Origin of the sequence: Streptomyces sp. NBC_01233 (assembly GCF_035989305.1) — a bacterium.
GTDB lineage: Bacteria > Actinomycetota > Actinomycetes > Streptomycetales > Streptomycetaceae > Streptomyces.
On sequence record NZ_CP108514.1, the window covers coordinates 4,988,943 to 5,011,791 of the forward strand.

Here is a 22,849-nt window from a genome sequence, read left to right on the forward strand (position 1 = left end):
GAGGTCTCGGTCCCAGCAACGCCCGACCGAGTTGAAGATCCCCAGGCCCACAGGGGAGGGGGTGTTGGGCACTGCCCGGAAGTACGCCATCAGGCTCGGTGAAGAGCGGGGCTGGACGGTCTACTTGCACCGCCAGGTCCACAAGGCCCTGGGCCGCCTCCTGACCGGCCTGCCGGATGGCGGGCGCATCAGCCACACTGCACTGCGCCAGCAACTCGCCGGGACGAACCTGCCGATGCGCCGCACCGCCGAGATCCTCGCCGCTCTGGACCTGCTGGACGAGGACCGTGCATCGGCCGCCCGGGAGTGGATCGAGCGCCGCACCGCCGAACTACCCGACGGCTTCGCTGCGGACGTTCGGGGCTGGCTGCTGTGGCTTCTGGACGGCGACGCCCGCACCCGGCCCCGGGCCCTGGGCACCCTGCACTCCTACTTCGGCTCCGTCCGCCCCATCGTGGAGAAATGGGCCGAGCACCGGACCCAACTGCGGGAGATCACCCGCCAGGACGTCACCGACGCGATCGCCGACCTCCGCGGCAGCCAGTACACCGCAGCCCTCGCGTCCCTGCGGTCCCTCTTCCGCTACGCCAAGAGGAACAGGCGGATCTTCATCAACCCCCTGCGGGGCATCCGTGTCGGCCGCCGCCCGCCGGGCCCGGTCATGCCGATGAGCGACGACGGGATCAGTCGCATCCAGACGATCGCCCAGGCGCCGGCCGCCTGCTTGGCCGTCGCCCTGGCCGCCGTCCACGCCGCCCGAGGCGAGGCGATCCGGGCTCTCCTGCTGGACGACCTGGACTTCCACCAGGACCGCATCACCATCGACGGCAATCTCCAGCCGATGGGTGACCTCACCCGCGCCGCACTCCGGACCTGGCTCGCCGAGCGGCAAACCCGCTGGCCCCGCACCCTCAACCGGCACGTTCTGGTCTCCCGACAGACCGCCAACGGCACCGACCCGGTCAGCGCCTACTTCCTCAAGCGGCAGCTCACGCTGCACGGCGTCAGCCTGGACCGTGTTCGCGTCGACCGTGTCCTGGGCGAGGCCCTCGCCACCGGAGCCGACCCTCTGCGCCTGACCGCGATCTTCAACCTCTCCGAGACGACCGCCGTGAAGTACGCAACCCTCGCCCGCCGCCTCCTCACCCCCGCCAACCACGAAGCCGAACCCAAGGACCGACCCCCTCGCAGCCAGCGGTAACTGTCGTCTGCCACGAGAACGCCAGGTCGGGCGTGCCGCGCCGATCTACCAGCCGTTGCCGTTGAGGTCACTACTGAGCGCGGTTAGAGTCCTGGCGGCGGCGCTGCTGGCCACCGTGATGATGCAGGACGGCAGGCGGGGCCCGCAGCGGACCATGGAGGGCAAGCCGGAGCTGGTCGCCTGATCCGCCCTGACCGTGTGGGACGACGGCTAGCACCCCGTGCGGGTGCCAGCCGCACACGGTTTCCGCGCGGTCGGCACTGCTGCGGGCCTGGGGACAACGGATCGGGGTCGGCAACTGGGGATGGGGCGAGGAGGTGTCCGTGCGAGGACTGGCACCGGGAAAGCTCTACGGAAGCACCAAGGTGGTCAGCACGACGACTGCGACAGCTATGAGGGTCACCCCAGTCACCAGGCTCACCGAGCCCTTGACGAGGTTGTTGTCCACCATGCCACCGGGCACGGTGAAGCACAGCCAGGAGCCCCAGTACATCTCCAGGGCACCGAACGCCAGCAGGCCGGAGGCCGCGGCTGCGGCGTCCCAGCTGCTGTTGAGTGCCGTCTCGTACGAGGGGTTTCGGGCGATCACCACGCCGATCTGCGGCAGGATGAGGCTGGCTATCCCGGCAATGGCCGTGAACAGCAGCCACCGCCGCACCAGCGACAACAGGTGGTTCACCAAAGGCCTCCTCGTTCTTCGACGGAGAACCGGGTCAAGCGGCCACGGGCGTCTTGCACCCGGTGCGTCGGCCAGTGCTCCTTCTTCGACAGGTGGACGAGCACTTCTCTCAACTCGTCCACCAGCTCGGTGATCTCCGTCTGTTGCTGGTCGCGCCTCCGGGCGGCCGGACGTACCGCGTGCACCTCCGTCAGCAGGACGAGGACCGCCGCCGACACCAGGGCGACTACGACGGCGAGCGGTGCGCCAGCGGCGAGGAGCGTCAGCACCGGGGCCAGCGCGACCACGCCCTGGAAACCGCGCAGCATCAACCGGCGACGAAGGCCGCGGCCCAGGGCGTCCAACAGTGCCTCTGCCTGTTGGAGCAACATCTCGAAGTCCTGACCTGAATCGGCTGTGCGCCTACCGGAGGAAGAGTTCGTCGCAGGGGCTGGGACTTCGCTGTTCTCCTTCCGCCCACCTCGGAACAGCCACGTCACAGCAACTCCTTCAGCGTTCGGTAGAAGTGTCCCAGTAGCGCCCCCACTCCTGTGCTGTCGAGCTGGCTGAACTCTGGGCGAAGGGAGTCGCTGAAGGTGTGCCGCAGTAGCTGCGAGCTGATTGGGACCACGGCGATCTGTATGCCGGTCTGGTCGGCCAGGTCCCGCAACGCCGTGCAGAAGCCGGACTCCCCGGCGGGCGGCTGCGTCGAGGCATCCGAGCCGGGAATGTAGTAGTCCCGGACCTCTTCGATGCGGTCCCAGTACAGGTCGGCCTTGGACACCGCGACGACCAACCAGCGCAGGCTCCGCTCCGCCGCGCGTGTTTCGTTGATGCGGTCACACAGCTGCTCGAAGTCGGCGAGTTCTTTCTCCAGGTGCCAGGCGCGGATGCTTTCCGGGGTGAGGGCACCGGAGCTGTCACGTGCCGCCCTCTCCAGCACGTTCTGATTCGAGCGGTTCCAGACCTTGTTGTGTCCCCAGCAGACAACATGGACGATGCCCTTTGGCGACGTGTGCTCGCTCAGGATCCGGTTCATGGCGCGGTCGCGCTCCTGTGCCACCTGACCCGGCACCACCAGCGCGGACACCCGGATGCGCAGAGACCCGAGGATGAGGCTGCGGTGTCCTAACTCCGCGGTGAGGCTCTTCGTCGTCTCCTGGCCGCCCAGCCGGGCGCCGCCTTCGGACAGCGCCCCGAACAGCATCGTCTTACCCGCGCCGGACTCACCTGTGAACGCGAGGGTGTGCCGGACGAGCCCCGGCCCAGCCCTGCCCGCTTGGAACTCACCCGACGAGGAACGGCGCCGCCCCGTGGCGTCGGCCGCGCGGACCGCGGCGTCCCAACCGGCTCGCGCTTCATCCCAGTTGTCAGACATCTAATCCGCCCCCCGTGTGTTACTACGCCTCCATCGTAGTGGCGGAGTCGATTCTCGCGGACGGAGTTTGACCGCACATCAGGTGCCGTCGTACAGACCTCTCCGCGCGACGTCCTCCTCGCCCATGCCGGTCGCCCGCTCAGCACGGACTTCCTCGCCGAGTCCATCGGCTGGGACACCGACCGCACCGTCGACGCCCTCGAACACGCCTGGGCCCACCCCAAGCTCGGCGGCCCCTACGCCCTGCGCCGGGCCGCCCCCGCCGACTTCACGCTCGGCCCGTGTGGCTTTGTACGCCAGAAACCCGTTCTCGCGTACAAAGCCAGCCCGTGCCTGGACGTTCTCACCGACCGGCAGATGAACCGGCTCCATCCCGTCGACCACACCGACCTGTGGCGCCGCCCCGAAGACCCCGACCGCCGGCCGCTCCAACGCGATGTCCTCAGCGAGGCCGACGCCCGCGTGCTCTACGAGGCGTGCCGCGACGGTGAGGTTCTCTACACCGGCATCGAAGGCTCCACCGTCGTCGGGCTCATCGACGCCGGGCTCCTGATCCGCGTCGGCGACGACGCTGCCACCCTGGCCCCCCGACGTTCAGTACGGTCTCCGGGCCACCGAGCCCGACCACACCTCTGGCTACTGACACGTCTCATGGCAGAACCACTGACGTCCAGTGGCAGAACCCACTGACGTTCTCATGGCAGACGACAGTAACAACCCAGGGTTCTCGCCGAAGAACCCTCAGAAATCTTGAACCCACGAACTTCGTGGTCCTGAGGTATCTCCACCTCGTTGACGACGAGGTCGCCGTCGGCCAGGATCCGCAGCAGTTCCACCGACCTCTCGTCCGCGTAGCCGTCGTCGCTGTTCACGGCTATGAAGTTGGCGCGCCCCACGATGCGTTCACCGCTCACGGGCCATTCGATGACCGCGTCCTCGGCGATGAGTCCGGCCACACCGTCCCAGTCGCGTGCCTCGATCCGCTCCCACAGTTGTGCCACTACCGTCAACGGCTCCATGCGCCGCAGTGTCCGACAGCCCCGTTATGCGCAACAAGCTTTGCTTGCAGGCTTATTGACCTCGACACAATCGGCTGTTCCGTCACTGCCTGCGGTAACCGAGCGGTGGGTTGTCGCTGCCCACCAGCTCCCGCCGCAGGGTCCCGTCGGGCAGCAGCCGGAGCCGGCTCCAGCCGCCCGGGGTGCAGGTCGTCGGGGTGCCGGAGGTGACGGTGGAGGCGTCGAGCTCCACGGGATCAGGGGCGTGGCGCAGGGGCGCAGTCCAGGCGCAGGCGAGGCCGGGGGCCTCGACGGCGAGGGACATCACCGGGTCGCCGACCGCGCCGCGGGTGAGGGTGAGCCGCCAGGTCTGGCTGCCGTGGGTGGCGTGCCAGGTCCCGAGGTACGCCTCGGGCAGTCCGGCGGCCGAGGCGACGGAGCCGGAGCCGGAAGCGGAAGTGGATGTGGAGCCGGAGGGGGACGCGGGCAACGGCGCGGGCGGCGTACGGGTGCCGGCGACGGGCGGTCGGGGATCCTCTGCCCCGCTCATCACCGCGTACACCGTGCCTGCGGACAGGGCGGCGACGACCGTGGCCACCGCCAGGAGCAGGGCGGTCGAGGCGGTCCGGGGGCGGGACGCCGGCTCCGCCCCCGCCGGTGCGTACGAGGAGTACGCGGACGGCATGGGCATCGGCGCAGGGGCGGCGGCGGGCGGCCGGTCCGGACCGGCGTCCTCGCGGTCCAGCAGCCGTACGGCGTGCCGCCCGAGCCGGGCCACCAGGGGGGCCGGAAGCCAGGGCTCCAGGGCCCTCCCGTCGGCCACGGTGTCACCCGCGCCGACCCGCGCCAGCACCTCGGCCGGCCCCGGCCGCGCGGCGGGATCCCGGTGCAGGCAGTCCCGTACGAGGTCGTGCAGCTCGGTCGGTACGCCGGCCAGGTCCGGCTGCGACTCCGTGCTGCGGAGCAGGAGTCCCGCCAGGCCGCCGGGCTGCTCCGCGTCGCCGAAGGGCAGCCGGCCGGTGGCCGCGTACACCAGGACCACGCCGAGGCAGAAGATGTCGCAGGCGGCGGTCACGGGCTCGCCGCGGATCTGTTCGGGCGCCATGAAACCGGGGGAGTCGATGAGTTCGCCGACGCGGGTCAGGCCGCCGCCGGCCTCGTCGCCGGGCTCCGCCGGGGCGCGGGCGATGCCGAAGTCGATGACGCGCGGGCCGTCGAGGGTGATCAGGACGTTCGAGGGTTTCAGGTCGCGGTGGACGATGCCGGCCCGGTGGATGTCCTGGAGGGCGTACGCGAGGCCCGCGGCCAGGATCCGTACGGAACGGCCGGGCAGCGGGCCGAAGTCGCGGGCCACGACCGCGCGCAGGCTCGGCCCGGCGACGTAACCGGTGGCCACCCAGGGGGTCGCGGCCTCGGTGTCGGCGTCGAGGACCGGGGCGGTCCATTCGCCACCGACCCGCCTGGCGGCGGCGACCTCGTGGCGGAAGCGGATGCGGAACTCCTCGCGGGTGGCGAGGTCGTGGTGGACCAGTTTCACGGCGACGGTGCGGCCGCGGTCGGAGCGGGCGAGGTAGACCTGGCCCATGCCGCCGGCGCCCAGGCGGGAGAGCAGGCGGTAGGGGCCGATGTGGTGGGGATCGTGCGGATGCAGATGTTCCATGCCGGGGTCCCTCCCGTGCCGAGCACTGGCCGAACGGCTCCGCAGGGAAGGACGGTTGGGCGTGCCGGGCGGTTGCTCCCGGCGCGGCGCCGCCGCCTCTGGGGTCCGCCCCGGCGCCGCGGCCCGCGCCTCAGCCGGCTGGGCTCAAAGATCGGGGCTCCGCCCCGCGCCCCGCGCCTCAAACGCCGGCGGGGCTGGTTTTGCCCGCGGCGGCGCTGGATGGTGTGGCGGGGTTGGAAGAGCGGGGCTCCGGCTTGGATTCCGGGCCCTAGTGCTGCTCCGCGGAAGTTCGTGGAGGGGTGTTGGGGTCGGTCAGGCGGGGGTGTCGAGGTAAAGGCCGCCGGCGCAGTCGAGGCAGTCTTCGGGACTGCCGATGGGCAACCCTGTGGGCAGGTAGTTGTCCTGGTATCCGCCGCGGCTGGCGAGGTAGAGGGCGAAGCCCCAGGTGTGCAGGACGCCGGTGAAGCGCAGGCGGCACAGGGGTAGTTCCTCCCCGTCCTTCAGCTCGGCTGCTACGCAGGCGAATCCGGCGCGGAAGCGGACGTGGACCCGGGCCAGCTGCGGCCAGCGGGCCTGGGCGTGGGTGTTCAGGCGCTGGCGCAGGTGGTGCTGCATCGATTCCGGGGGGTTCTTCGGCACGGGCCCATCCTGCCGGGTGTGGCACCGGTCCGCCATGATCGTCTGCCGTGCAGTGTGAAGGACGGGTGGGGACGGCGGTTGCGGTGGTGCTCGGGCCGGAGGTTCGTGAGCGGCTGGCACGAACGGTCTGCTCGCCGAAGTCGCAGGTGCGGGCAGCGCTGCGGGCCAAGATCGTGCTCGCGGCGGCGGACGGGCGAGCCAACGGCGCGATAGCGCGGGAGCTGGAGGTCAGCGTGAACACGGTACGCAAGTGGCGGGGCCGGTTCGCCGCCAGCGGGCTGGACGGGCTGCGGGACGCCGGGCGGTCCGGACGGCCGAAGATCTACGGGCCCCACGTGCGGGTGGCGATCGTGGCCACGGCGACCAGTGCTCCGCCGCACCCGGAGGCGACCTGGTCGCACCGGACCATCGCCGCACAGATTGCGGGCACCTGCTTCGCGCCGGTCTCCGCGTCGCAGGTCGGGCGGATCCTGGCGGACCTGGACCTGAAGCCGCACAAGGTCCGCGGCTGGCTCACCCGCCGCGACACCCCCGACTTCTGGGAACGCGCGGCGGACGTGTGCGCCCTCTACCTCGACCCGCCCGAGGGCGTGGTGGTGCTCTCGATCGACGAGAAGACCGCGATCGCCGCCCGCTCGCGCCGGTATCCCGGGCGCCCCGCCGCTCCTGGCGAGTTCGCCCGCCAGGAGTTCGAGTACCGGCGCCACGGCACCGCTTCCCTGGTCGCCGCCTTGGAGGTGACCAGTGGCGAAGTGCTCACCGAGGTGATCGCCCGCAATGACGCGGCGACCTTCACCGCGTTCCTGGACCAGCTGGACCGGGCCATTGCCCCCGACAAGGAGATCCACGTAGTGCTCGACAACGGCTCCTCCCACACCGCCAAGCACACCAAGGCATGGCTGGCCGCGCATCCGCGCTGGCACGTTCACTGGACCCCACCGCACGCCTCCTGGCTCAACCAGGCCGAGCTGTTCTTCTCCGCCCTGACCCGCCGGGTCCTGCGGAACGGCGACTTCGCCAGCCGCGACGACCTGATCAACAAGCTGGAGACCTACGTGATCAAGCACAACGACACGGCCAAGCCTTACCGCTGGACCTACGAGGGCACCCCACTCAAGGCGGCCTGATCAACACCCCTCCACGAACTTCCGCGGAGCAGCACTAGTTGCTGTCCGGGGATGCGGACAGGGTGTCCAGGGCCCGGGTCAGGCGTTCCAGGACGTGGACCGTTTCCGCGAAGGCGGTGTCGCCCAGTTCTGCGGCGAGGCGGGTGGCCAGGGAGGCGTGGCCCGGGCCGATGCGGGCCACCGCCGCGTGTCCCTCCTGCGTCGGGCGGAGCAGCTTCGCCCGGCGGTGCGCGGGGTTCGGGGCGTATTCGGCCAGGCCCTTGGCGACCAGCAGGTCCGCGATGCGCTGCACGCTCTGCCGGGTGATCCCCATGGTCCGGGCGATGCCCGCGACGGACTGCGGCTCCCGCAGCACCGCCCCCAGTACCTGCCACCAGGCGGCCGTCAGCCCGGCCGGGCGGGCCAGCTCCTCCGAGACGGAGAGGAACTGGCCGTTCAGCCGGAACACCCCGAGCGCCGTGCGGCTCAGCAGGTCCTGGCGGGCCCGGGTGGAGCCGGGCGGCTGCGACTCAGGCATCGCCGGCCTCCGCCGCCGCCATCAGGACCGGGAACGCGCTCGCGTCCGAGTCGTGGAAGAGCCGGTACCACGCGTCGAGGACGTCCGGCTTGTAGGCGTCGAGGCGGGCGAAGACCTCGCGGGCGAAGGCCACCGGTTCCGTCGGCCCCGCCGTGATCAGGTCGCCGTCGGTCACCGCGTCGGCCTCGACGTAGTTCTCGGCGCCCCCGTAGCCCGGCTGCGGGGCCAGGTAGAAGGAGGCTCCGCTGGTGTGGGCCCGGCCGTCCAGCAAGCCGGCGCGGGCGAGGCCCGCGGTGGCTCCGCAGATGGCCGCGACCGGCACCCCGGCCGCCAGGAACTCCTTCGCCTTCGCCGCGAACGGCGCCAGCTCCTCGCTCGTGTCCCACAGCGAGGCGCCGGTGAGGATCAGCAGCGAGGAGTCCTCCGGCCGCAGGTCGGCCAGGGCCTGGTCGGGCAGGATGCGGACGCCGCCCATGGTGGTGACCGGCTGGTCGGCGGCGAGGCCGACCGTCTGGACGACGTGGCCGCGCTGGGTGAGGTGCGCGGTGGTGTGTCCGGTCTCCCAGTCCGCGTACGTGTCGTAGACCGCGAGGTGGACGGGCTTGCGCGGGGTCTCGCTCATGGTGGTCGCCTCCAGCGTCGAATCCGGCTGCTCTGTCGGGCTCGTCCGACGGGCCCTTATGACAAGAGACTGTCATGTCGACAGAATGCTGTCAATTGTTTCGCCGGCATGCCCGCGCGAGCGGGCGGGCCGACAGACTGCCGAGACCGGCCCCCCACCCGCATACAGTCCGCCGATATCCCTCCCCACCTGCGCACTTCTAGCGTGACGCCATGACCCCTCATGTCACCTCGCCCACCCTTGCCGCCGTGAAGGACGCAGACCGGAAGCACGTCTTCCATTCCTGGTCCGCCCAGGCCCTGATCGACCCGCTCGCCGTCGCCGGAGCCGAGGGGTCGCACTTCTGGGACTACGACGGCAAGCGCTTCCTCGACTTCTCCTCCCAGCTGGTCAACACCAACATCGGCCACCAGCACCCCAAGGTCGTCGCCGCGATCCAGGAACAGGCCGGCCGGCTCTGCACCCTCGCCCCCGGTTTCGCCGTCGACGTCCGCTCCGAGGCCGCACGCCTCATCGCCGAGCGGACCCCCGGCGACCTGGACAAGATCTTCTTCACCAACGGCGGCGCCGAGGCCGTCGAGAACGCCGTCCGCATGGCCCGTCTGCACACGGGCCGGCAGAAGGTGCTGTCCACCTACCGCTCGTACCACGGGGCCACCGCCGCCGCGATCAACCTGACCGGCGACCCGCGCCGCTGGCCCTCCGACACCGCCGCCGCCGGCGTCGTGCACTTCTGGGGCCCGTACCTCTACCGCTCCGCCTTCCACGCCACCACCGAGGCCGAGGAGTGCGCCCGCGCCCTCGCCCACCTCGCCGACACCATCGCCTTCGAGGGTCCGCAGACCATCGCGGCGATCATCCTGGAGAGCGTGCCCGGCACCGCCGGGATCATGACCCCGCCGCCCGGCTACCTCGCGGGCGTGCGCGAGCTCTGCGACCGCCACGGCATCGTCTTCATCCTGGACGAGGTGATGGCGGGCTTCGGCCGCACCGGCAAGTGGTTCGCGGCCGAGCACTGGGACGTCACCCCCGACCTGATCACCTTCGCCAAGGGCGTGAACAGCGGGTACGTGCCGCTCGGCGGAGTGGCCATCTCGGCCGCCATCGCCGAGACCTTCGCCACGCGCCCCTACCCGGGCGGACTGACGTACTCCGGCCACCCCCTGGCCTGCGCCGCGGCCGTCGCGACGATCAACGTCATGGAGGAGGAGGGCATCGTCGAGCACGCCGCCCACCTCGGCGAGAACGTGATCGGACCGGCGCTCGCCGAGATCGCCGAGCGGCACCCCTCGGTCGGCGAGGTCCGCGGCCTGGGCGCCTTCTGGGCCCTGGAACTCGTACGGGACAAGGAGACCCGTGAGCCGCTCGTCCCGTACAACGCGGCAGGTGCGGACAACGCGCCGATGGCCGAATTCGCGGCGGCCTGCAAGGCGTCCGGCCTGTGGCCGTTCGTCAACATGAACCGCACCCACGTCGTCCCCCCGTGCACCATCACGGAGGCGGAGGCGAAGGAGGGGCTGGCCCTGCTGGACGAGGCGCTGACGGTCGCCGACCGCCACACCGTATAACGGGTTGTAAATCCGCATACCGACCATCAACCGTTCGGTTTCGGCCGCGCTGTCTGGCCTATGGTGTCCGGAGTCCTACGACAGGAGACGGACCCCTATGCCAGGCAGCGGAGCTGTCACCCGCAACACACTTCGCCAGCAGATCGCGGACGCGCTGCGTGACGAGGTGCTCGCGGGACGCCTGCCTCCGGGAACCGAGTTCACCGTCAAGCAGATAGCCGAGCAGTACGAGGTCTCCGCGACCCCGGTGCGCGAGGCGCTCGTGGACCTCTCGGCCCAGGGGCTGCTCGAACTGGTCCAGCACCGGGGCTTCCGGGTCCGGATCCTCACCGTGGACGACTTCAGGGGAATGATCGAGGCCCGCTCGCTGGTCGTGGACGGCATCTTCCGCCGGCTCGCCGAGCGCGGTACCGCGCCCGGCTCCGGCGAGATGCTGGTGTCGGTGCGCCGCCGGGGCGAGGAAGCGCGGCGGGCCGCGCAGAGCGGCTCGCTCGAAGTGCTGATCGGCTACGACCTGCGCTTCTGGAGGGAGCTCAGCGAGCTGGTCGCCAACACCTACATCTCCGAGTTCCTGCACCGCATCCGCGTGCAGTGCTGGGTCTTCGCCGTCCCCCACCTCCAGCGCGAGCCGCAGCTGCGGGAGGCGCTGTGGGACGGGCACGGCGATCTGGTGGACGCGGTGACGCTGGCGGACGCCGACGCCGTGCGCCGCATCGTGCAGGGCTACAACCAGCACGCGCTGGACTGGGCCGCCCGGATCTGAGTGCGCGGAGGAGCCCGCACGTGCTCACAGGTTCTGCGCACCCCTTCGCGGAGGGTGTTCGGCGCACTACGCTGACCGGATCGGCGGCAACGACTGATCGGAGGCCGTGTGGCCTGTGACCTGTGGCTGGTCCCCCTTGTCGACGTGCTGTGCCACAGCCCCGACAACCCCTTCGCGGAAGAGATCGCCTCGTACGACAAGGCGCTGGGCGAGGCCGGGCTGCCGTCCGTGCCCGTGTTCGCCTACATGCCGGGCCTGAGCGGGGACGTCGCCCCGGTCGCCGGCTTCGACTACGACGCCCTGCATTTCCTCAGGCGGGCGTACCTGCTCCAGCTCTGCGGGCTGCCGGTGACCCCGGTGGACGAACTGGGCGGGGACTACGAGCAGCTGCTGGAGATGTTCGAGCCCACGGCGCAGCAGTCGCACCTTGTGTGGCACTACGACCACGCGGGGGCGTACGTGCCGGTGGACTTCGCGGCTCCGCTGGCGAACGAGGAGCTGCTGGCCGGGGGTGGTCCGCTGGGGTCCGCGCAGGGGTTGCTGCGGGAGCTGGCGTTCGTGGCTCCCGCGATCGGGATAAACCCGGGGAACCCGCCCGCCGCGCCGGCTCCGCCAGGGCGGCCGACCTCGCTGGAGGAGCCGGCGGGGCCGATTCCGTACGACGACAGTCCCTTTGCGCGTGAGCGGCACGTGTGGCTCGGGTTGCACGCGGCGGCGACCCGCAGTCTGGGGCAGGGCTCGATGATCATCTTCAGCTGACGCCGGGCCGGGTCGGGCGGGTGGGGTGGGTGCGGGTGCCGCTGCGCGGAGCCGGTCCCCGCCCCGCCCTTTCTCCGTTTCTCGCGGCTCCGCCCCGAACCCCCCGCCTCAAACGCCGGCGGGGCTGGATGGTGCGGTCCTCAGCGGGGTTGTTCCGGGGGGCGTTGGCGGGGCATGTTCGGGCGGGTGCCCGGCGGGAGGGGGAAGCGGGCCGGGGGGATGTTCGCGTCCGCGCGGGCCCCGGAGGCGCCCAGGGACTGCATCACCAGGGGAGCGGGGCCGGAGCTGAACTCGACCATCCACTCCGCCGTCTCGGAGCGGACCAGCTCCGTCACGTCCTCCGAGAACCGCCGCAGCACGGTCAAACAGCGCTCGGCGGCCTCGCTGGCCGTGCCCTCGGTGGGCCCGAGCACCTCGCGCACGTTCTCCGACGCCCAGTCGAACTGGAGGGTCTGGAGCCGGCGCTGCACCGCCTGCGCCGTGGCCACGTCCCGCATCCAGCCGGACGTCAGTCCGAAGAACCGGTCGCAGGCCAGCGCGGCCGCGCCCAGCAGCAGCGCCAGGTACCCGTACGTCGAGGCGCCCGGCGCCGAGCCCGTCAGCTCCAGCAGAGGCATCGCGGCGCCGGTGACGGCGCCCACGGCCGCGCCGACGCGCAGCACCCGCGCGCCCCGGCGCTTCCACGCCCGGTCCGAGAGGTACCACTCGGCGGTGCGCAGCGCATCGGCCTCGACCCGCCGGTAGAGCTCGTCGAGCCGCTCCGCGGGTTCGCCCCAGTCCCCGAGGGGGAACGGCCGGCCGGTCAGATCGCCCGCCGCCATCGGTCCGCCGCCTTCCTCCCGGGGATCCCGGGGTGGCCCCTCGGGCTGCATCTCCGGCTGGCTCACCCGGCACTCCCTCTGCCTGCGCTGACGTGTGGTGGTGCGCGTGTGCGCAATGATGCGCATGCTCTTCCTACCTTCGATTGACGGGCGGTGGGCGCCGAATCCCGGGATTTCCGCCCGCAAGGAGGTCTCCATCAGGTACGCGTACGCCCCGTCTCTCACTCGAAAGAGTTGGTCCTCACGGCGTAGGGCGCAGCGCGCGGGGAGCACGTAGGCTCAGATTGACCAAGCGTTGCGAGGTCCCGACGGCCCGATGGTCCCGACGAACGGAGTGAGTGCCCTGTGATTCCCGGTGGTGGCCAGCCCAACATGCAGCAGCTGCTCCAGCAGGCACAGAAGATGCAGCAGGATCTCGCGGCTGCCCAGGAGCAGCTCGCGCAGGCCGAGGTCGAGGGCCAGGCCGGCGGGGGCCTGGTGAAGGCGACCGTCACCGGTTCCGGCGAGCTGCGGGCACTGGTGATCGACCCGAAGGCCGTGGATCCCGAGGACACGGAGACGCTGGCCGACCTGGTGGTCGCGGCGGTCCAAGCGGCCAACGAGAATGCCCAGGCGCTCCAGCAGCAGAAGCTGGGCCCCCTGGCCCAGGGGCTGGGCGGCGGCAACGGCATCCCCGGCCTTCCGTTCTAGTCCCGCAGTACCCCACAGATACACACAGAGAGAGAAGGCAGTCCGTTGTACGAAGGCGTGGTTCAGGACCTGATCGACGAACTGGGCAGGCTGCCCGGCGTCGGGCCCAAGAGCGCGCAGCGGATCGCCTTCCACATCCTGCAGGCCGAGCCCACCGACGTCCGCCGCCTCGCGCACGCACTGCTGGAGGTCAAGGACAAGGTCCGGTTCTGCGCGGTATGCGGGAACGTGGCGCAGGAGGAGCGGTGCAACATCTGCCGCGATCCGCGCCGCGACCTCACGGTCATCTGTGTCGTGGAAGAGCCGAAGGACGTCGTCGCGATCGAGCGGACGCGCGAGTTCCGGGGCAAGTACCACGTCCTCGGCGGAGCGATCAGCCCGATCGAGGGCGTCGGTCCGGACGACCTGCGCATCCGCGAGCTGCTGGCGCGCCTGGCGGACGGCGAGGTGACCGAGCTGATCCTCGCCACCGACCCGAACCTGGAGGGCGAGGCGACCGCCACCTACCTCGCCCGCATGATCAAGCCCATGGGCCTCAAGGTCACCCGCCTGGCCAGCGGGCTCCCCGTCGGGGGAGATCTGGAGTACGCGGACGAGGTCACGCTCGGGCGGGCCTTTGAAGGAAGGCGACTTCTCGATGTCTGACGCAATGCTGCACGCTCTCGGCCAGGATCCGGACGACTTCGCCGCCTCGATCGCGGACCAGATCGAGTCGTTCATCGTTGCGGTCACCGAGGTCGCCAAGGGTGAGGACCCGGACAGCGCGGTGCCCTTCCTCCTCCTGGAGGTGTCCCAGCTGTTGCTGGCGGGCGGCCGGCTGGGCGCGTACCAGGACGTGCTGCCGGACGAGCGCTACGAGCCCGATCTCGGCCCGGAGCCGGACGTGGACGACCTGCGCGAGCGGTTCGCGGTCATGCTGGAGCCGGTCGACGTCTACTCCGAGGTCTTCGACCCGTACGAGCCGCGCAAGGCCCCGGTGGCCCACCGGATCTCCGACGATCTGGCCGACGTGGTCGCCGACCTGCGGCACGGGCTCATCCACCACCAGTCGGGCCGCATCACGGAGGCCCTGTGGTGGTGGCAGTTCTCGTACTTCACCAACTGGGGCCCGACGGCCTCGGCCACCCTGCGCGCCCTCCAGTCGCTGATCTCGCACGTCCGGCTGAACCAGCCGCTGGAGGCCCTCGACGGCCTGGACACGGACGAGGACATGACCGAGGACGACCTCGCGGAGCAGGCGGGACGGGTGATGGCGGAGGAGCTCGGCGGCCTCGGCCGTAAGTGAGCGCCCGGCGCGGGAACCCATTCTTTGATCTTTTCGTCTCATGATGTGGTACGAAGCGGTCGGATCCCGGTCGCTCGTTAGACTGCACCAGCAATGAGACGGACTGAGCGAGGAGCGCACGTGGGCCTTGTCGTGCAGAAGTACGGAGGCTCCTCCGTAGCCGATGCCGAGGGCATCAAGCGTGTCGCCAAGCGGATCGTGGATGCCAAGAAGAACGGCCACCAGGTGGTCGTCGTGGTTTCCGCGATGGGCGACACGACGGACGAGCTGATCGATCTCGCCGAGCAGGTGTCGCCGATGCCTGCCGGGCGTGAGTTCGACATGCTGCTGACCGCCGGAGAGCGGATCTCCATGGCCCTGCTGGCCATGGCGATCAAAAACCTGGGCCACGAGGCCCAGTCGTTCACCGGCAGCCAGGCAGGTGTGATCACCGACTCGGTCCACAACAAAGCGCGCATCATCGATGTCACGCCGGGCCGTATCCGCACCGCGCTGGACGAGGGCAACATCGCGATCGTCGCCGGCTTCCAGGGCGTGTCCGCGGACTCCAAGGACATCACCACCCTCGGCCGGGGCGGCTCGGACACCACGGCCGTCGCGCTCGCGGCGGCGCTGGACGCCGAGGTCTGCGAGATCTACACCGACGTCGACGGCGTCTTCACCGCGGACCCCCGTGTCGTGAAGAAGGCGAAGAAGATCGACTGGATCTCCTCCGAGGACATGCTGGAGCTCGCCGCTTCCGGTTCCAAGGTGCTGCTGCACCGCTGTGTCGAGTACGCACGCCGATACAACATCCCGATCCACGTCCGGTCGTCCTTCTCGGGACTGCCGGGCACCTGGGTCAGCAACGAGAATCCGCAAGGGGACGAGCAGGTGGAGCACGCCATCATCTCCGGAGTCGCTCACGACGTCTCCGAAGCCAAGATCACGGTCGTCGGCGTCCCGGACAAGCCGGGTGAGGCCGCGGCGATCTTCCGCGCCATCGCGGACGCCGAGATCAACATCGACATGATCGTGCAGAACGTCTCGGCGGCCTCGACGGGCCTCACCGACATCTCCTTCACGCTCCCCAAGACCGAGGGCCACAAGGCCATCGACGCCCTGGAGAAGGCGAAGGGCGCGATCGGCTTCGACTCCCTGCGCTACGACGACCAGATCGGCAAGATCTCCCTGGTCGGCGCCGGCATGAAGACGAACCCGGGCGTCACCGCCTCCTTCTTCCAGGCGCTGTCCGACGCGGGCGTCAACATCGAGCTGATCTCCACCTCCGAGATCCGCATCTCGGTCGTCACCCGCCAGGACGACGTCAACGAGGCCGTCCGCGCCGTGCACACGGCCTTCGGCCTCGACTCCGACAGCGACGAAGCAGTCGTCTACGGAGGCACCGGACGATGACCGCGACCCGGTCCTCCGCCCCGGCACTCGCCGTGGTCGGGGCGACCGGAGCAGTCGGTTCCGTCCTGCTCCAGATCCTGTCCCAGCGGGCGGACGTCTGGGGCGACATCCGCCTGATCGCCTCCGCGCGCTCGGCCGGCCGCACGCTGGCCGTCCGCGCGGAGGAGATTGAGGTGCTCGCCCTCACCGAGGACGCCTTCGACGGCTTCGGTCCGGGCGACGTCGCACTCTTCCTGACCCCGGCCGAGGTCTCGGCCCGGTGGGCGCCCGTCGTCACCGCGCGCGGCGCGGTCGTCGTCGACCAGTCCGCCGCCTTCCGGGCGGACCCCGAGGTCCCGCTCGTGGTCCCCGAGGTCAACGGGCACGCCGTACGGATCCGCCCGCGCGGGATCGTCGCAGGCCCGGACTGCGTGACCGCCGCCATGATCGCGGCCCTGGGCGCGCTGCACGCCGAGTACGCCCTCACCGAGCTGGTGGTCTCCTCGTACCAGGCCGCGAGCGCCGCGGGCCGCCCCGGCTCCGAGGCGCTGCGCCGCCAGCTGTCGCTGGTCGCCGGGACCTCCCTCGGGGAGCAGACCGGGGACGTCCGCCGTGCCGTGGGCGAGGACACCGGTCCCTTCGCCGGTCCCCTCGCGCTCAACGTCGTGCCCTGGTCCGGAGAGCTGCGCGAGGACGGCTGGTCCTCGCACGAGCTGGCGGTACGGGCGGAGACGCGCCGGATCCTGCAGCTGGAGCGGCTCCCGGTGTCGGTGACCTGCGTCCAGGTGCCGGTGCTCACCGGGCATTCGCTGACCGTGCGGGCCCGGTTCGAGAATGAGGTGGAGGCCCCGTACGCCCGGGAGATCCTGGACGCCGCGCCCGGCGTGGTGCTCGTGGACGATCCCGCGGCGGGGGAGTTCCCCACCCCCGCGGACGCCGCCGGGACGGATCCGGCCTGGGTGGGGCGGGTGCGGGCCTCGCTCGACGACCCCCGCGCCCTGGAGTTCTTCGTGTGCGCCGACAACCTCCGCAGGGGCGCCGCTCTGAATGCCACGCTGATCGCGGAACTGATCGCAGGTGAATTTGCGTAATTCGCTTTGTAGGATCGGTGCTGATCCCTTGATCAAGGTGATGGCCCGACTGCCGTCTCGATAAGACGGGGCAAATCGGGAAGAGCGGGTACGCATGAGGGCAATGGGGATATGGCTGGTGAGGCCGCCTCGCGCGTACAACCCTGACGGGGGGACGCGTGTCCTACAGGCGTGGCAGAGGCACTGCTCGAATCGACCCTCCTCCCGGCGCACCTCGGGATCATCCCGGCGCGCCGGGGTTTCCGTGCGTCCGGCGGCGGTCCACCCGTGATCGTGCCCGTCCCGCCGGCGGGGCCCTCCGAGGCGCCCGTACTGACTGCCGTACCGATCCCGGGCGGTCTCGTGCCCCCGCCGCGCGACAGCGCTGAGGCGGCGGGGAGCAACCGGAGCGAGCCGGCCGAGGTGGCGTCGGAAACGACGGCCGTGGTGGCGCTGGAGGCGACGGCCGAGGTGACGGTCGAAGTGGTGGCCGGGACCACCGTCGACCACCTCACGGCGACCTACCAGGCGCACTACCGCTCCCTGCTCGGCCTGGCCGCCCTGCTCCTCGACGACACCGCCTCCTGCGAGGACGTGGTCCAGGAGGCGTTCATCCGCGTGCACTCGGCGCGGAACCGGGTGCGCGACCGGGAGAAGACCCTGGCGTACCTGCGCCAGACCGTCGTGAACCTCTCGCGCTCCGCCCTGCGCCGGCGCATCCTCGGCCTCAAGCTGCTGTCGAAGCCGATGCCGGACATGGCGAGCGCGGAAGAGGGCGCGTACGACCAACTGGAGCGGGACGATCTGATCAAGGCGATGCGCGGACTCCAGCGCCGTCAGCGCGAGGTGCTGGTGCTGCGCTATTTCGCGGACATGACGGAGGCCCAGGTCGCCGAGACGCTCGGGATATCGCTCGGCTCGGTCAAGGCGTACGGATCGCGGGGGATTGCCGCGCTGCGGGTGGCGATGGAGGCTGCGCAGTCATGATGGACGATCACACTCAGCCGGGCGCAGCGAGCGAGGAAGAGGCGCTGCGGGGCCTGCTGCACGGTGCCGTCGAGGGCCTTCAGCCCTCCGCGGGCGCCCTGGAGCGGCTGCGGCACGCCGTTCCCGCGCGCCGGGCCCGCAAGCGCCAGGCCCTGCTCGGGGCCGCCGCGGTGGCCCTGCTCGCCGGGACGGCGATCCCGGCCCTCATGCACCTGGCGGGCCGCGAGGGCGCGGCCACGGACCACGCGGCCATGGCCGGGCACGGCGAGCACACCGGCGACAAGCCGGGCGCGGTCGGGTCCGACCCGCACCAGAACGGATCCGGGAACCAGCCCAGGTCCAACCGCTCCTCCGGCGGCGCCCCGGCCGTGGGCCGCGCCACCGGGCAGCCGGACGCCACGCTGGGCGGTTCCCCCTTGGGTGGTCTGACGGCGGGCCCCTCGGGCACCGGCAGCGCGGGCGCGTCCGCCGGCACGGCCGGTTCGGTGGCGGGCTCGGGCCCGATGCCCCCGGTGGCCGCGCCGGGCGTGCCCGGGTGCGGCGCCGACCAGCTCGGGGTGGTGGGCTCGGCCCGCGCCCCGGAGACCGACGGCAAGGTGTACGGCAGTTTCCGGGTCACCAACGTCTCGGCGCAGGGCTGCGCCGTCACCGGCCAGGACGCCGTCTCGGCGGCCCCGGCTGCCGGTGCGCCGGCCGGCCAGGGCTCCTCGGTCGCGGTGGTAGGCCACACGGCGGGGGACCCGGCGAGCGGGCTGCTGCCCGATCCGTCGGCGGAGGCTCCGGCGCTGGTGCTGCCGCCGAACACGGCGTACGAGGTCCGCTTCGCGTGGGTGCCGTCGGGGGAGGCCTGTACGCCGACGAACCCGGACGCGGGAGGGACGCCGCCGCAGACCGACTCCGCGGGCGGCTCGGGCGCCCCGGCGCACGGGGCGGTCACCGAGCCGCAGACGGGAGCGCCCCCGGTGACGGCGGGCGTCTCGGTCTCGCACACCCCGCAGCCGGGGTCCTCGACCACGCGGACGACGCTCCCCGAGGCCTGCGGCGGAACGGTCTACCGGACGGGTGCGATCCCGGTGGACGCCGCGCCGTAGCCCTCCCGGACGGGGTGGCGGGTTCGGATGCGTTCCGTGCCGAAGGCGGCCCCGGGGCCGGATACCCCGGGGTTCGCGGGTTCAGTTGACGACGGGGCCCGAGGGGCGGCCCGGGTCGGTCCAGATGGCGTAGTCGCTGTCCTGGCGGGGGCCGACGTCGCTGCCGCTGTAGCCGCCGTTGCCGCCTCCCCCACCTGCGAGCAAGCCGTCACCGCCCTTGCCGCCGTTACCGCCCTTGCCGCCGACCCCACCGCTGATCCAACCCCCACTGCCCTGGGGCTCGTCGGTCATGACGGGGAGCTTCCACTTGGGCGTCTGCGGGGTTTGCGGGGGCTGCCGGGTCTCGGCGCTGCCGCCGCCGGGCGGCTCGGTGTCGCCGCCCCTGGCGTCGTTCGAGCCGATCTTGCTGAGCTTGCCTACTTTGCCGAGCATTCCGACGAACCTGTTGGCACCGGGGGTGTCGCCGTCGGTCGTGACGCTCGCGGTGGTGGCGGGGGCGGCGAACGCGGACGTGGAGGCGAGCGAGACGCCTCCGACGGCCAGCGTGGTGGCGATCATGAGGGGGGCGAGGCGGCGGGTCCTGGTGATGGCCGTGGGGAGGCGGTCCTTACCGGGTCTTGGAGGGCCAGCCGCGGATGCGGCCGTGACTCCATTGGGCCCCGGGCAGGGGGTCGCGGTCATGGCCCGGAAAGCCGGGACTTGACACGGCCGCCCCGCGCCCTACGCGCGTGAGGCCGCGCCGCCCGAGGGCTCGGGTTCCGGCGCGGGGGCGGCGGGAGCCGCCTCCGGCACCAGCCCGGCTTCCGCGTCGCGCAGGGTCTCCACCTCGCGGCGGTAGAGCCGGAACCACATGAAGAGCACGAAGGCGACGAAGACGAACCACTCGCCGGTGTAGCCGAGGTTCTGGAAGGCCTTCAGGTCGAGCCCGGTGTTGGTCGGCGCCTGCGCGGGCACCGGAATCATCCCGTCCGCCGGGGTCTGCACGGTCAGCCAGGCGTTGTACAGGTCGTACGGGACGATGTTGACCAGCGAGGCCGCCCCGATCACCCCGAGCTGCCCGGCCGGCAGGCCGCCCCGGGAGTGGACCCCCTTCGTGCCGGAGTTCTCCGAGGACTGCAGGGCGCCGGTGACCTCGACCCGGCCGGTCGGCGGGGCCGGGGCCTTCGCCGGGTCCGCCGCTCCCGGCAGCCAGCCACGGACCACCGGGACGGCCTTGCCGGAGTCGGTCTTCAGCAGCGTCAGCACGTAGAAACCGGACTCGCCGTCGAGCCGCCGCTCCGGCACCAGCATCTGATCGGCGTACTCCCCGGCCGTGGAAGCCAGTCGGCCGGAGGTCTTCGTGTCCACCGGAAGCAGCGAGTCCAGCGGTGCGGCCACCTGCTCGTCGGGCCGCTCGGCCGTCGCCTCCCGGTGGCTGTCGACACGGTCCTCGAACCGGCCGAGCTGCCAGGACCCCATGAACAGGCAGAAGGGGACGGCGAGCGCGACGAAGACGTTGATCCCCCACCAGCGCGGGGTCAGGAGAAACCGGTGCACCCCACCACCGTACGGGGGGTGCACCGGAGCGGGACTAGCGGGGCAGGTGCTTCAGCGCGAACTCCAGCTCCATCCGGACCTGCTTGATCCGCTCCTCCACGACCAGCGAGCCGTGCCCGGCGTCGTACCGGTACACCTCGTGCTCCGCGCCGCGGGCCACGAGCCGGTCCACGTAGTTGTCGATCTGCCGGATCGGGCAGCGCGGGTCGTTGACGCCCGCCGCGATGTGGACGGGAGCCTTCACCGCGTCGACGTAGGTGAGCGGCGAGGAGGCCTCGAAGCGGTCCGGGACCTCCTCCGGGGTGCCTCCGAAGAGGGTGCGGTCCAGGGCCTTCAGCGCCTCCATCTCGTCGTGGTAGGCCGTCACGTAGTCCGCGACCGGTACGGCGGCCAGGCCCACCGCCCACGCGTCGGGCTGCGTGCCCAGGCCCAGCAGCGTCAGGTACCCGCCCCAGGACCCGCCCGACAGCACGAGGCGCGCCGGGTCCGCGAGACCCGAGGCCACCGCCCACTCCCGGACCGCCGCGATGTCCTCCAGCTCGATCAGGCCGACCCGGTGCTTGAGGGCGTCCGTCCACTCGCGGCCGTAGCCCGTCGAGCCGCGGTAGTTGACCCGCACGACCGCGAAGCCGTGGTCCAGCCAGGCCGCCGGGGTCGCCGCGAAGACGTCGCTGTCGTGCCAGGTCGGACCGCCGTGGATCTCGAAGACCGTCGGGAAGGGGCCCTCGCCGTGGCCGGCGGGACGCTGCGCGAGGGCGTGGATCCGCCCGCCCGGGCCCTCCACCCAGACGTCCTCCGCCGGCACCGACCCGGGGGCCTTGAAGCCGGGAGGGTCCAGGACGACCCCGCCCGCGGTGGACCGTACGGTCGAGGGCTCGGCGGCCGAGGACCACAGGTACTCCACGGTCCCGTCGGGCCGCGCGCCGGCCCCCGACACCGTCCCCGGCGGCGTGTCCACCCGTACGAGCTCCCGCCCGGCCAGGTCGTAGCGCCACAGCTCGCTGCGCGCCTCGTGGCTGTGAGCGACCAGCAGCGCGGATCCGTCCGGGTACCACTCGGCGCTGACGTCGCCCGGCAGGTCGATCGCGAGCTCCTCCTCGGCGCCGGTGGCCACGTCCCACACCATCGGCTCCCAGCGGCCGCGCCGCTGGTGGCCGACGAGGAGGCGGGTGTCGCCCGGAACCGGCGCGAAGCCGAGGACCTCCAGGCCGAGCTCCTGCGTGCCGCCGCAGGAGTCGTCCAGCTCGGCGACGGTGGACCCGTCGAGGGTCAGCACGCGCAGGGAGGAGTGCATCGCGTCACCGTGCTCGGTGTGCTCGACGGCCACGAGCGTCCCGTCGTGGGACAGGTCGCCGACGCCGGCCGACTCCCGGTGCCGGTAGATCACGGTGGGCGCGGATCCGTCCGGGCGGACCACGTGGACCGTCGAGCCGTCCTCGTCCGTGGAGCGCCCGACGACCGCGGTGCCGTCGCGGCCGATGGCCAGACCGGCGGGGTACGAGGGCTCCAGGCCGGGGGTGGCCGGCTCGTCCGGGCCGCCCCCGAAGTGCTGGCGCACCCAGGTGCCGAACTCGTCGCCGTCCGTGTCGGAGAACCACCAGATCCACTCGCCGTCGGGGGAGAGGGCGCCGTCGGTGGTGCCGTTCGGGCGGTCGGTGGCCTGCCGCTGGGCGCCGGTGGCGCGGTCCCAGGCGTAGAGCTCGAAGGTTCCGGTCGCGTTCGAGACGAAGAGCGAGCGGTCCGGGGCGTCCTCGGCCCAGTCGGGCAGCCCGACGCGCGGTGCCCGGAACCGCTTCTCCCACTCGGGCGTCTCGGGGGTGATCTCGCTGTCGCTGGTCATGCGCCCCATTGTGGCCGCAGTGGTCCCCGGGATGCCGACTGCTCCGAACGGGCGCAGAGTGGAACCCGTAGCCCAAGGAGGAACGATCATGGCCAAGAAGGCGCACAGCGGCCACCACATCCACCAGGACTCCGAGCGCGCGCTGGCGAAGAACACGGCCGCCGAGGCCCGCGCGAAGGCCGCGGCCAGGGACATGCAGTCGTCCGCCGCGAAGACGCGCGGCATGCAGCAGAAGGCCCAGGCCAAGCGCGGCTGAGTCCGCAGG

General features: G+C 71.6%; 27 protein-coding genes. 14 read left to right on the top strand and 13 right to left on the bottom strand.

The genetic code is table 11. The features are described from left to right. The first annotated feature begins 61 nt into the window (after positions 1 to 61). Positions 62 to 1,201 carry a site-specific integrase gene (locus OG332_RS23605; protein ID WP_327415338.1) on the top strand — a complete coding sequence of 380 codons (1,140 nt, stop codon included), beginning with the start codon at positions 62 to 64 and terminating at the stop codon, positions 1,199 to 1,201. A gap of 349 nt (positions 1,202 to 1,550) precedes the next feature. Here the strand turns inward: OG332_RS23605 and OG332_RS23610 are convergent, their stop codons facing one another. The 4 genes from OG332_RS23610 to OG332_RS23625 form a co-directional block, all read right to left on the bottom strand. Next, complete coding sequence (locus OG332_RS23610; protein WP_327415339.1) at positions 1,551 to 1,880, bottom strand: hypothetical protein; 330 nt, start codon at positions 1,878 to 1,880, stop codon at positions 1,551 to 1,553. Beyond that, the gene (locus OG332_RS23615; protein ID WP_327415340.1) at positions 1,877 to 2,251 is read right to left on the bottom strand and encodes a hypothetical protein; all 375 of its coding nucleotides are present in this window, start codon (positions 2,249 to 2,251) and stop codon (positions 1,877 to 1,879) included. The genes OG332_RS23610 and OG332_RS23615 overlap by 4 nt, the downstream gene beginning before the upstream one ends. Before the next feature lie 104 nt (positions 2,252 to 2,355). After that, a complete protein-coding gene (locus OG332_RS23620) occupies positions 2,356 to 3,237 on the bottom strand; it encodes a hypothetical protein (protein ID WP_327415341.1) in 882 nt (293 codons plus the stop codon). 78 nt (positions 3,238 to 3,315) lie between these two features. After that, on the bottom strand, positions 3,316 to 3,444 hold the full coding sequence (locus OG332_RS23625; RefSeq protein ID WP_327415342.1) for a hypothetical protein: 129 nt from the start codon (positions 3,442 to 3,444) through the stop codon (positions 3,316 to 3,318). Positions 3,445 to 3,594: 150 nt separating this feature from the next. On the opposite strand from OG332_RS23625, the gene OG332_RS23630 reads away from it, so the two are divergent. Then, entirely contained in the window at positions 3,595 to 3,927 is a 333-nt protein-coding gene (locus OG332_RS23630; RefSeq protein WP_327415343.1) for a hypothetical protein, read from the top strand. 5 nt (positions 3,928 to 3,932) lie between these two features. On the opposite strand, the gene OG332_RS23635 is transcribed toward OG332_RS23630, so the two are convergent. From OG332_RS23635 to OG332_RS23645, 3 genes are all read right to left on the bottom strand, one after another. After that, entirely contained in the window at positions 3,933 to 4,256 is a 324-nt protein-coding gene (locus OG332_RS23635) for a nuclear transport factor 2 family protein (RefSeq protein ID WP_327415344.1), read from the bottom strand. Between the two features lie 82 nt (positions 4,257 to 4,338). Further along, positions 4,339 to 5,895 (bottom strand): serine/threonine-protein kinase, encoded by a 1,557-nt coding sequence (locus OG332_RS23640; protein ID WP_327415345.1) that lies wholly within the window; start codon positions 5,893 to 5,895, stop codon positions 4,339 to 4,341. Between the two features lie 312 nt (positions 5,896 to 6,207). Continuing rightward, the gene (locus OG332_RS23645; protein WP_327411886.1) at positions 6,208 to 6,534 is read right to left on the bottom strand and encodes a hypothetical protein; all 327 of its coding nucleotides are present in this window, start codon (positions 6,532 to 6,534) and stop codon (positions 6,208 to 6,210) included. A 65-nt stretch (positions 6,535 to 6,599) separates the two neighbouring features. On the opposite strand from OG332_RS23645, the gene OG332_RS23650 reads away from it, so the two are divergent. Further along, positions 6,600 to 7,661: an IS630 family transposase gene (locus OG332_RS23650; protein WP_327411887.1), complete on the top strand. Its 1,062-nt coding sequence runs from the start codon at positions 6,600 to 6,602 to the stop codon at positions 7,659 to 7,661. 34 nt (positions 7,662 to 7,695) lie between these two features. Here OG332_RS23650 and OG332_RS23655 read toward each other — a convergent pair whose 3' ends face one another. Continuing rightward, positions 7,696 to 8,178 carry a MarR family winged helix-turn-helix transcriptional regulator gene (locus OG332_RS23655; protein ID WP_327415346.1) on the bottom strand — a complete coding sequence of 161 codons (483 nt, stop codon included), beginning with the start codon at positions 8,176 to 8,178 and terminating at the stop codon, positions 7,696 to 7,698. Then, positions 8,171 to 8,800 carry a DJ-1/PfpI family protein gene (locus tag OG332_RS23660; protein ID WP_327415347.1) on the bottom strand — a complete coding sequence of 210 codons (630 nt, stop codon included), beginning with the start codon at positions 8,798 to 8,800 and terminating at the stop codon, positions 8,171 to 8,173. The genes OG332_RS23655 and OG332_RS23660 overlap by 8 nt, the downstream gene beginning before the upstream one ends. Before the next feature lie 212 nt (positions 8,801 to 9,012). Here OG332_RS23660 and OG332_RS23665 point away from each other — a divergent pair, with 212 nt between their 5' ends. The 3 genes from OG332_RS23665 (at position 9,013) to OG332_RS23675 (ending at position 11,890) form a co-directional block, all read left to right on the top strand. Continuing rightward, on the top strand, positions 9,013 to 10,368 hold the full coding sequence (locus OG332_RS23665; protein ID WP_327415348.1) for an aspartate aminotransferase family protein: 1,356 nt from the start codon (positions 9,013 to 9,015) through the stop codon (positions 10,366 to 10,368). Positions 10,369 to 10,465: 97 nt separating this feature from the next. After that, positions 10,466 to 11,131 carry a GntR family transcriptional regulator gene (locus OG332_RS23670; RefSeq protein WP_327415349.1) on the top strand — a complete coding sequence of 222 codons (666 nt, stop codon included), beginning with the start codon at positions 10,466 to 10,468 and terminating at the stop codon, positions 11,129 to 11,131. A 108-nt stretch (positions 11,132 to 11,239) separates the two neighbouring features. Beyond that, positions 11,240 to 11,890 carry a hypothetical protein gene (locus OG332_RS23675; RefSeq protein WP_327415350.1) on the top strand — a complete coding sequence of 217 codons (651 nt, stop codon included), beginning with the start codon at positions 11,240 to 11,242 and terminating at the stop codon, positions 11,888 to 11,890. 140 nt (positions 11,891 to 12,030) lie between these two features. Here OG332_RS23675 and OG332_RS23680 read toward each other — a convergent pair whose 3' ends face one another. After that, the gene (locus OG332_RS23680) at positions 12,031 to 12,777 is read right to left on the bottom strand and encodes an SLATT domain-containing protein (RefSeq protein WP_327415351.1); all 747 of its coding nucleotides are present in this window, start codon (positions 12,775 to 12,777) and stop codon (positions 12,031 to 12,033) included. A gap of 279 nt (positions 12,778 to 13,056) precedes the next feature. Between OG332_RS23680 and OG332_RS23685 the strand changes: the two genes are divergently transcribed. From OG332_RS23685 to OG332_RS23715, 7 genes are all read left to right on the top strand, one after another. Continuing rightward, positions 13,057 to 13,401 (top strand): YbaB/EbfC family nucleoid-associated protein, encoded by a 345-nt coding sequence (locus OG332_RS23685; protein ID WP_327415352.1) that lies wholly within the window; start codon positions 13,057 to 13,059, stop codon positions 13,399 to 13,401. A 45-nt stretch (positions 13,402 to 13,446) separates the two neighbouring features. Next, on the top strand, positions 13,447 to 14,046 hold the full coding sequence (gene recR, locus OG332_RS23690) for a recombination mediator RecR (RefSeq protein ID WP_030709293.1): 600 nt from the start codon (positions 13,447 to 13,449) through the stop codon (positions 14,044 to 14,046). Beyond that, complete coding sequence (locus tag OG332_RS23695) at positions 14,039 to 14,686, top strand: DUF5063 domain-containing protein (protein ID WP_327415353.1); 648 nt, start codon at positions 14,039 to 14,041, stop codon at positions 14,684 to 14,686. The genes recR and OG332_RS23695 overlap by 8 nt, the downstream gene beginning before the upstream one ends. 120 nt (positions 14,687 to 14,806) lie before the next feature. Beyond that, positions 14,807 to 16,081: an aspartate kinase gene (locus tag OG332_RS23700; RefSeq protein ID WP_319722162.1), complete on the top strand. Its 1,275-nt coding sequence runs from the start codon at positions 14,807 to 14,809 to the stop codon at positions 16,079 to 16,081. After that, on the top strand, positions 16,078 to 17,151 hold the full coding sequence (locus OG332_RS23705) for an aspartate-semialdehyde dehydrogenase (protein WP_327415354.1): 1,074 nt from the start codon (positions 16,078 to 16,080) through the stop codon (positions 17,149 to 17,151). The genes OG332_RS23700 and OG332_RS23705 overlap by 4 nt, the downstream gene beginning before the upstream one ends. Positions 17,152 to 17,574: 423 nt before the next feature. Next, a complete protein-coding gene (locus OG332_RS23710) occupies positions 17,575 to 18,117 on the top strand; it encodes a SigE family RNA polymerase sigma factor (RefSeq protein ID WP_327419354.1) in 543 nt (180 codons plus the stop codon). Further along, positions 18,114 to 19,208, top strand: a complete 1,095-nt coding sequence (locus OG332_RS23715; RefSeq protein WP_327415355.1) for a hypothetical protein — start codon at positions 18,114 to 18,116, stop codon at positions 19,206 to 19,208. Before OG332_RS23710 ends, OG332_RS23715 begins: the two co-directional genes overlap by 4 nt. A gap of 81 nt (positions 19,209 to 19,289) precedes the next feature. On the opposite strand, the gene OG332_RS23720 is transcribed toward OG332_RS23715, so the two are convergent. The 3 genes from OG332_RS23720 to OG332_RS23730 form a co-directional block, all read right to left on the bottom strand. Beyond that, on the bottom strand, positions 19,290 to 19,766 hold the full coding sequence (locus OG332_RS23720; RefSeq protein WP_327415356.1) for a hypothetical protein: 477 nt from the start codon (positions 19,764 to 19,766) through the stop codon (positions 19,290 to 19,292). Positions 19,767 to 19,928: 162 nt separating this feature from the next. Beyond that, positions 19,929 to 20,744, bottom strand: coding sequence for an SURF1 family protein (locus tag OG332_RS23725; protein ID WP_327415357.1), 816 nt, complete (start codon positions 20,742 to 20,744; stop codon positions 19,929 to 19,931). Between the two features lie 34 nt (positions 20,745 to 20,778). Further along, positions 20,779 to 22,584: a S9 family peptidase gene (locus OG332_RS23730; RefSeq protein WP_327415358.1), complete on the bottom strand. Its 1,806-nt coding sequence runs from the start codon at positions 22,582 to 22,584 to the stop codon at positions 20,779 to 20,781. Between the two features lie 88 nt (positions 22,585 to 22,672). On the opposite strand from OG332_RS23730, the gene OG332_RS23735 reads away from it, so the two are divergent. Further along, a complete protein-coding gene (locus OG332_RS23735) occupies positions 22,673 to 22,840 on the top strand; it encodes a hypothetical protein (RefSeq protein ID WP_327415359.1) in 168 nt (55 codons plus the stop codon). The last annotated feature ends 9 nt before the right edge of the window (positions 22,841 to 22,849 follow it).